Origin of the sequence: Cellulomonas sp. IC4_254 (assembly GCF_011603975.1) — a bacterium.
Lineage (GTDB): Bacteria > Actinomycetota > Actinomycetes > Actinomycetales > Cellulomonadaceae > Cellulomonas.
The window spans coordinates 1-8,733 of the sequence record NZ_JAANNB010000167.1; the positions used below are offsets into that span (position 1 = coordinate 1).

The following is an 8,733-nucleotide window of genomic DNA, read 5'->3' on the forward strand; positions in this document are numbered from 1 at the left end:
GGGCACGGCGGGGCCGGTCGTCGTGGGGGTGCCGGTCGTCGTCGTCATGCCGCGGCCGCCAGACGCAGGGCGCGGGGCAGGTCGTCGAGCGCGCCGAGCCGCACGAGGCTCAGCGAGCGCTGCGTGCGGACCTCGACCTCGGCGCCGGGGACGCAGCTCACGACGAGGGTCCGGGTGCCCTCGGGCACGTGCCGGGCGGCGGCGCGCAGGTCGGCCGCGGGCACCACGGAGCCCGTGACCAGGAACGCGAGCGTCACGTCCGGCGCCTCGCGGGCGACCCGGCGGCCGAGCAGCCGCGAGCCGGTGCCGTCGGGGCCGCAGGTGATCCCGGAGCAGTCGTCGAGCAGCGGCCGGCGGGCGGTGGTGCGGACCCGGTTCGGGCCGGCGAGCACCGCGAGCGGGTGCTCCTCGGCCAGCACGTGCACGCCCAGCGACGCGACGACGCTGACCGCGAGCTCCAGCTCGGCGTCGTCCTCGCCGTGCCGGTAGTCCCGGGGGTCGGTGGCGAGCGCGACGGCGGTCTGCGTGCGGCGGGTGTCCTCGTACTGCTTCACGGTGAGCTGGCCGCGCCGGGCGGTGGTGCGCCAGTGGATCGACCGGCGGTCGTCACCGACCACGTAGTCGCGCAGCGCGTGGAACGCGAGGTCCATGTCGGACAGGTCGCGGGTGGACCCGCCCTCCAGGTCGCGGAGCAGGCCGGCGTCCGCGCCGGTGAGCATGACGACGCGCGGGTGCACGTACAGCTCCTCCGACCCGGTGGTGACGGCGTGCCGGGTCGCGAGCCCGAGCGCGTCCCCGCGCACCGCGCGCACCGGGCCGACCGTGACGACCGCGCGCCGGTCGGTGGGCACGGCGAACAGCTCCTCGTGCTCCGTCCCCGGGGCGAGCGACGGCACCTCGAGCTCGGCGCGGCCCTCGCCGACCTGCAGCTCCAGGCGCACGGCGCGCGTCCGGCGACCACCGGGCGCCGTGACGACCACGCCGCCGAACGCCCGCTCCCCCACGCGCACGCGCCGGTCGGCGAGGTCCAGCCGCACGGCGTGCGGCAGCCGGCCCCAGGTCATCGCGACCCCGACCAGCAGCGCGACGACACCGACGGCGCCCAGCGCCGCCAGCTCGACCCAGCCGAGCAGCACGCCGCCGAGCGCGGTGGCCGCGCCCAGCAGCCCCGCGCCCCAGCCCACGCCCGACAGCCGGGTGCGCGAGCGCCTCACGCCACGCCTCCCCGGTGCACCTCCACGACGGCCGACCTCACGCGCGCGCCACCGGCGGCGGGGTCGCGGACAGCACGCGCTCGACCACCTGGGTGGTCGTGGCGCCGAGGAAGTCGGCCTCGGGGTCGAGCACCAGGCGGTGCGCCAGCACCGGCACCGCGAGGTCCTTCACGTCGTCGGGGATCACGTACGCGCGGCCCGCGGCCGCCGCCTGCACCCGCGCGGCGCGCACCAGCGCCAGGCCGCCGCGGACGCTCGCGCCGAGCGAGGTCTGTGGGTCCTCGCGCGTGCCCTCGATCAGACGCGCGACGTAGTCCAGCACCGAGCCGTCGACGTGCACCGTCTGCGCGAGCTCGGCCATCTCGACGACGCCCGCCGTCGTGACCACCGCGTCCAGCTCACGGGTGCGGTCCCGGGCGCCGGACAGGATCTCGACCGTCGCGGTGCGGTCCGGGTAGCCCAGCGAGGTGCGGACCAGGAACCGGTCGAGCTGCGCCTCCGGCAGCCGGTACGTGCCCGCCTGCTCGACGGGGTTCTGCGTCGCGATCACGACGAACGGCCGGCCCACCGGGTGGGTGTCCCGGTCGACCGTGACGTGCCCCTCCTCCATCACCTCGAGGAGCGCGGACTGCGTCTTCGGCGAGGCGCGGTTGATCTCGTCCGCCAGCAGCACGGAGGTGAACACCGGGCCCGGGTGGAACTGGAACGTGCGCGCGCCCTGGTCCCAGATCGTCACGCCGGTGACGTCGCTGGGCAGCAGGTCCGGGGTGAACTGGATGCGCTGGTGGGTGCCCTGCACCGACGCCGCGATGGCCTTGGCCAGCGAGGTCTTGCCGGTGCCCGGGGCGTCCTCCAGGAGCACGTGGCCCTCGGCGATCATCGCGGTGAGCACGAGCCGCACCGGGCGGTCGGCACCGAGGACCGCGCGGGACACGTTGCCCACGAGGCCGGCGAACGTCTCGGCGAACCAGGCGGACTGCTCGGGGGTCATCGGGGGGTGTCTCCTGTCGGTGCTGTCGGTGGTGCTGTCGTGTCGTGCGGGCCCGTTCACCCGATCGGCAGGCGGGGCGTCATCCGGAGGAGCCGCCGCCACCGGACTCCGGCGGCGTCGGCGGCTGCTCCGTCCACCCGACGGTGAACTGGTCGCCCACGGTGTCGGTCGGGTACCGGTCGTTCGTGTACGCCTGCACCTCCACCCGGAACCGGAAGCCGTTCTGCGCGTTCTCCGGCACCGGGAGGTCGAGCGCGGTCCCCGTCGTGGTCTGCCAGCCGGACGGCTGCCCGGGGAAGTCGACGACGCGGTACCGGTAGGAGACCTGGGCCGCCTCGCCCGGGGAGCTCGCCTGCCAGGACACCCGGACGGAGGTCGGCTTCTGGTCGGGGCTCTGGGGCGTCCGCGACAGGACCGGCTGCCCCGGGAGGCTCGGCCGCGTGGCCACGGTGACCGCGTCGCCGACCGGGTCGCTCTCGCCGCCGTCGTGCACGGCGCGCACCTGGAGCGTCAGCCTGGTCCCGCCCGTCAGGCCGTTCACCTGGTACGCGCGCTCCCAGCGGCCGACCTGCGCGATGACGGAGCCGTCCCGCAGCACGTCGTACCGCTCCACCTGCTGGCCGTTGCCGTTGGCCTCGCCCCACTCGATCCGCGCCCAGCCCTCGCCCCACCGCGCGTCGGCGCCGGACGCGGAGACCTGCGCCGAGCCGGCGGAGGGCCGCCCGTAGGCCTTGGCCGTCGCCGACCCGGCCCGGCCGTAGCCGACCTTGTTGCGCGCGGTGACCTCGAACCGGTACTCCACGCCGTTCGCAGCGTCGGTCATCGGGTACGAGGTCACGTCGGCGCCGTAGGTGAGCGTGCGGTCGAGCCCGCCGCCGGTGATCCGGAGCTGGTAGCCCCCGATCGGGTCGCCGTTCGTCGCGCCCGGGCTCCAGGTGACGTTGATCTGGCCGCCCAGCGGGCTGCCGACGCGTCCTGCGGACACGCTCGGGGCGTCGGGCGCGGCCGCGGGGGTCGCGGGCGCGGACGCCGCGCTCCACGCGCTCGGCTCGGGTGCGCGGTTGTGGGCGCGCACCTGGACCGTGTACGCGGTCCCGTTGGTCAGCCCGCGGAACGTGTACGACGTCCCGCTGGTGGTCACGGAGCCCGCCCCGCCCGGCGGCGCGGGCGAGATCATCAGCGTGTACGAGCTCACCGGCGACCCGTTGGAGTGCGGCGCGGTCCACGTCGCCGTGACCTCCTGGTCGCCCCACCCCAGCGACGGCGCCGCGGGGGTGTCCGGCACGGTGTCCGGGCGCGCCACGGCGGACGCGGGGCTCGGGTCGGACCAGCCGACGGCGTTCTCCGCCGCGACGGTGAACGTGTACTCGACGTTGTTGGTCAGCCCGGTGATCGTGCAGGTGGTGCTGGCGCACTCCGTCGTCGGGCCGCCGCCGCTGGCGGTCACCCGGTAGCGCCTGATCGGCTCGCCGCGGCCGTCCGGCGCGGTCCAGGACAGCACGACGGTGCCGTCGCGGACCTCGCCGACGCGCGGCGCGTCGGGGGTCGCGGGCTTGCCGCGCACCCGCAGCGTGATGCTGGACGCGACCTCGCGGGCGCTGTCGTCGGTGGCGTCCCGGACCCGGACGCGCACGACCATCTGGCCGACCAGGTCGGCGGCGGGCTGGACGACGACGTCGGAGCCGGACACCGACGCGGTGCCGGTCCCCGGAGTCTCGACGGTGGCGCTGACGACGCGCAGCGGCTGGTCCGGGAACGGGTTGGACGCGCCGGCGAGCACGTCGACGACCCGCTCCTGCCCCTGGACGGCGTCGTTGACGACCTTGTCCTGGAGCACGGCGACGCGGCGGGTGCTCGCGACGGTCCGCACCTCGACCTGCACCGCCATCGTGCCGGCGCGGCCGTAGCCGAGCTCGATGGGCAGCGTGCCGCGGGTGCCCTTGGGCGTGCCCACGTCGGACGCGACCGACAGCCGGCTGCCCTGCAGCGAGACGGTGAACCCGGCCGGCGCGTCGCCGGTCAGCCGGTAGGTGAACGTGTCCGAGCCGGACGCGCCCTCGACGCCCTGCGTGAAGGCCTGGAGGTCGACGGTGGTCGGCGCCTCGCCCGGCCCGACCTCCAGGGTGGAGGGGACGAACGTCGGCGGGTAGTCGTCGAGCGTGTAGACGGTGATCGGCAGCGTGATCACCGAGGTCCGGGCGGAGGTGTCCCCCGCGCCGGTGCGGTCGGTGACGGGGACGGTGATGGACGCCGGGCCGACGTAGCCCTCGGCCGGCCGGAACTGCACCGTGGTGGTGTCGGCGACCAGCGACGAGCCGTCGGACCGGGTGGCCGTCACGGCCGTGGCGTCGGCCACCTGCGCGGTGCGCCCGGGGGCGACCTGCACCTGCTCGCCGAGCGGGATGGTCAGCGTCTCGCCGCCGGCCACCCGGAGCTCGGGCGCGCGCGGGCGGGCGGTCGGCGGGAAGAACCCGAGCGCGGGCACCGAGATGAACGCGTACGCGCTGACGCCCTCGACGGTGGTGTTGGTCAGCTGGTACGGGATGGTCTGCGCGGTCTCGGCGAGGGTGACGGTGATGGTGCCGTCGGCACGCACCGTCGCCACGGACGACGCGCTGCCGGGCACGGAGACCCGGAGGTCCCCGAGGGGGCCGCTGGGGTTCTGCGCGACGGCGAGCACGTCCACGTCGACGCTGGTGCGCCCGACCGTGTCGACCGGTGGCACGACCACGTCGCGCGGGATCGGCGCGAGCACCGGGGCGTCCGGGTCGACGGTCACCGACAGCACGGCGCCGCTGGCCGCCCCGCGCTCGTTGACGGCGGTGTAGCCGATGTTGAACACGCCTGCGGTGTCACCGCGGACGACGACCCGGCTGCCGGACAGCGAGGCCGTGACGCCGGGGTCGACCTCGAGGTCCTCGCGGACGGACAGCTCCCCGCCGAGCACGTCGATGTCGTTCTCCAGGACCCTGACCTCGACGGTCTGCCCGGGCCGGACGGTGATGGTGTCGTCGCGGGCGACCACACGGTTGCTGTCGCCGGGGCGCGCCGCGATGCCGACCCGCACGGTGGCGACGGCACGCTGGCCGGTCCAGTCCTCGACGGCGTACGTGAACGTGTCGGTGCCGGCCTCGTCGGGCAGCGCCTCGTACTCGAGGTAGTCGGCGCCGACGGTCGTGACCCGGCCCTTGGTGCCGGCGGACGCGACGCCGAGCAGCGTGATGCCGTCGCCGTCGACGTCGATGCCGACCAGCGGCACCGGGATGCGGACGGTCTCCCCCGCGAACACCCGCGCGGTGAGCGCGCGCGGCTTCGGCGGCGCCTTGGTCGCGGCGTCGGACTCGTGCACCCGGACCGTGACGGTCGCGGCGGTCTCGTTCCCGGTGGCGTCCTGGACGACGAACGTGGCGTGCACCGTCATCGGGGACGAGGGCGCCTGGTACCGGAGGTTGTCGCCCGAGACGAACAGCAGGCCCTCGCCGTCGCCGAGCGGCTCGGCGAGGTCGGGCTTCAGGGTGATCGCGTCGCCGTCGGGGTCGAACGCCTTGTCGAGCGCGGGGATCGTCACGACTCCCCCGGTCCGCACGTCGGCGGTCAGGTTCGGCACGACCGGCGGCTGGGCGGTCGCGGAGGCCGGCACCGGGCGCACGAGGATCTGGCCGGTCGCGCTGCCGGTGCCGTTCGACACGACGTACTGCAACGTGACGGGCTCGGTGAGGGCGCCCACCGCGGAGACGGTGACGAGGGTCCGCTGCCGCACGGCGACCCGCAGGCCGTCGGGCGCGGACACGCTCTGCAGGACCAGCACGCCGCCGGCCGGGTCGGTGTCGTTGGCGAGCGGGTCGACGGTGGTCTCGCCGCCCGCGGGCAGCCAGGCGTCGTCCGCGACCGCGACCGGCGGCTCGGCCTGCTCGGGCCGCTCCCGCACGTCGATCCGCGCGACGCCGGTCGCCTGCTGCGGCGGGGCGGACACGGTGAAGGTCACGTAGAACGTGCCGGCCTGCGCGGCGCGGAAGCTGAAGCTCCCGGCGTCCAGGTCGGACGTGATCGTGGTGCCCTGCACGTCCTCGACACCGGCCAGCCGCGGCTGCTCCGCACCGAAGGTCCGGACGGCGTCCAGCGGGCGCAGCTCGACGTCCTGGTCGACGTAGGTGACGGCGTGCACCGGGTCGATCTGCAGGTCCAGCGAGCCGATCGCGCGGACGTCGACGTCCACGGTGCCCTCGGTGGTGGAGGTGCCGTCCGAGACGACGACGTGCACGACGTCGCGCCCGAGCTCGCCGCCGTCGGCGACGTAGGTCAGCGTGCCGTCCTGGCGGAACCGCGCGGTGCCCTTCTCGGCGGTCGCGCCGACGAGGGTCAGCGGGTCGCCGTCGGGGTCCGAGAAGTCCGCGAGCACGGGGTAGGTGGCGGTCGCACCCTGCTCGACGCGGATCTCGCCGGTGCGGTCCTGCACCGGCGGCTCGTCCAGCGCGGCGTCGCGCACGGTGAGCGTGACCTGCGCGGTCGACGGCGCGGTGGTGCCGCGGCCGTCGCTGATCGAGTAGGCGAACGTCACCGAGCCGGTGGCCCCGGCCGGGACGGTGACCTGCAGCGCGCGGCCGCCGTACACCTGCTGGAGCGTGCCGAACTCGGCGGGCAGCGGGTCGACCTCGCTGAGCACGAGGATGCCGCAGTCCGACGAGGTGTCGTTGTCGATCACCGGCAGGACCGTGGTGCGGCCGGCGCGCACGCCGAACTGGTCGTCCACCGCGTTCGGGGCGGCGCTGGTCGGCGAGCAGTCGGGCACGAGCTGCTGGGTGGTGCGGTCGCCCTCGGCCCGGTCGGTCTCGTCCTCCGGCTTCTCCTCCGGCACGACGTCGGACCAGTCGGGCTCGCGGAGCTCGGTGTCCTCCAGCGGCAGCCACAGCCGCCCGTCGACGGTCTCGTTCAGCGCGACGACCTGCCGGTTCACCCGGAACACGAGGTGGTCGGTCGCGGTGACGCCGTCCAGGTCCAGGACCCGCGGCGTGCCGTCGGCGCACAGCTCGAGGTAGTTCTGGGTCGCGGTGGGCCACGCCGCGTGCGCGCAGGAGCCGACCCGGACCGGCGCCGCGGGGGTGCCGGCGCCGCCCGCCTCGTGCTCGGCGGCGACGTCCCCGGAGGACACCGCGACCTCGACCAGACCGGTGCTGCCGGCGACCAGCGCCGTGCTCGCGGCCGGGCCGGGCTGCTGCAGGACGGGCTGGGCGATCCCGAGCGCGCTCGACCCGCCGGGCGTGCGGACGGTGTCGCCGTCCAGGCCGACCGGCACGTCGCCCACGGCGGTCAGGCTCTCGACCGGGCCGTCCAGCGCGGGGCCCTCCTCGGCGGCGGCCGCGCCGCCCGCCGTGGGCGTGAGCCGGGTGACCTCGCCGGTGGTCGCCGCCACGGCGAAGGCGTCGCCGGTCACGGACGCGGTGATCACGCCGCCGGCGCCCACGTCGGCGTCCGGCTCGTCCGCGGTCACCTGCAGCATCGGCAGGTCGTCGAAGGTCCGGACCCACGCCTGCCCGTCGGTGTCCATCACCGCGACGGTGCCGCCGGCCATCGACACCTGGGCGCCCGCGGGCACCGCGACCTGCGCGGCGGCCGTGACGCCGGCGGGGTCGACGACGGTCAGGGTGCCGGCCTCGACGATGAGCACGTCGCCCGCGTCCTGCAGCACGTCGAACTCGGTGCTGCTGGCGACCAGCCCGGCGTTCAGCTCCTCGACCTGGGCGTTGTACCGGCCGACCTGCAGCGTGCTGGTGGACGTCAGCCACACGGCGCCGTCGTTCAGGTCGACCTGCGCCAGCGGGAACCCGGGGTTCACCAGCGCGAGCGTCGCGAGCACCGCGGGCACGGTGACGACGGCCGCGGTGGACGCGACCTTCCTGCGGTTCCAGCCGAGCCTCACGCGGCGCACCCCTGGGCCGGCACGGTCGAGGCGCGGCGGTCCGCGCGCACGACGGAGACCTCGATGCAGACCTCGCCCGCGGCGGGCGGCGTCACGGTCACGGTGGGCTCCTCGACGATCTCGAGCTGGGGCTCGCCCGTGGCGGTGCGCAGGCCCCAGAGGTAGGTGTCGCCGTCCTGCTCGTCCGGGTTGGTCCAGGTGAACACGACGGTGCCGTCGGGCTGGCGCGCGCCGAACAGGTTGGTCGGCGCGGGCACGGTCTGCCCGAGGGTGCTGGCGGGGCCGGGGAACTCGGTGCCGGCCGCCGGTCCGGGGTCGGTCTCGGGGCGGTTCGCGAGCAGCACGACGGCGACGACCGCCGCCGCGATGGCGAGCACGGAGCCGACCGCCGCGAGCACGCGGCCGGTGCGGGACCGGCGGGCCGACCCGGGGTGCACCTCGTGGACCGGCGCGGCGACCAGCTGGGGTCCGGCGTCGGAGGACGGCCCGGCGGCGGGGACCGGTGCGGCCCCGGGGGCGGCGCCCGGGTGCACGGCGACGACCGGGCGGAGCCGGGTGGCCTCCGGGCCGGAGCCGAGGTCGAGGGGCGGGCCGACAGGCGCGGCGGGGCG

General features: G+C 76.0%; 3 protein-coding genes and 1 pseudogene. All 4 read right to left on the reverse strand.

Going from position 1 to position 8,733, the window contains the following annotated elements; translation table 11 throughout:
• Positions 1–44: 44 nt before the first annotated feature.
• Complete coding sequence (locus G6556_RS14685) at positions 45–1,214, reverse strand: DUF58 domain-containing protein (protein ID WP_166942912.1); 1,170 nt, start codon at positions 1,212–1,214, stop codon at positions 45–47.
• A gap of 37 nt (positions 1,215–1,251) precedes the next feature.
• Complete coding sequence (locus G6556_RS14690) at positions 1,252–2,205, reverse strand: MoxR family ATPase (RefSeq protein ID WP_166942915.1); 954 nt, start codon at positions 2,203–2,205, stop codon at positions 1,252–1,254.
• A 79-nt stretch (positions 2,206–2,284) separates the two neighbouring features.
• Complete coding sequence (locus tag G6556_RS14695) at positions 2,285–8,122, reverse strand: Ig-like domain-containing protein (protein ID WP_166942918.1); 5,838 nt, start codon at positions 8,120–8,122, stop codon at positions 2,285–2,287.
• Positions 8,119–8,733: pseudogene (locus G6556_RS14700) on the reverse strand (serine/threonine protein kinase); the annotation flags it as partial. The gene G6556_RS14695 and the pseudogene G6556_RS14700, both read right to left, overlap by 4 nt.

Excerpts from the sequence above, each read along its gene's own strand:
- G6556_RS14690 (WP_166942915.1), bottom strand. The coding sequence starts at position 2,205 with ATGACCCCCGAGCAGTCCGCCTGGTTCGCCGAGACGTTCGCCGGCCTC.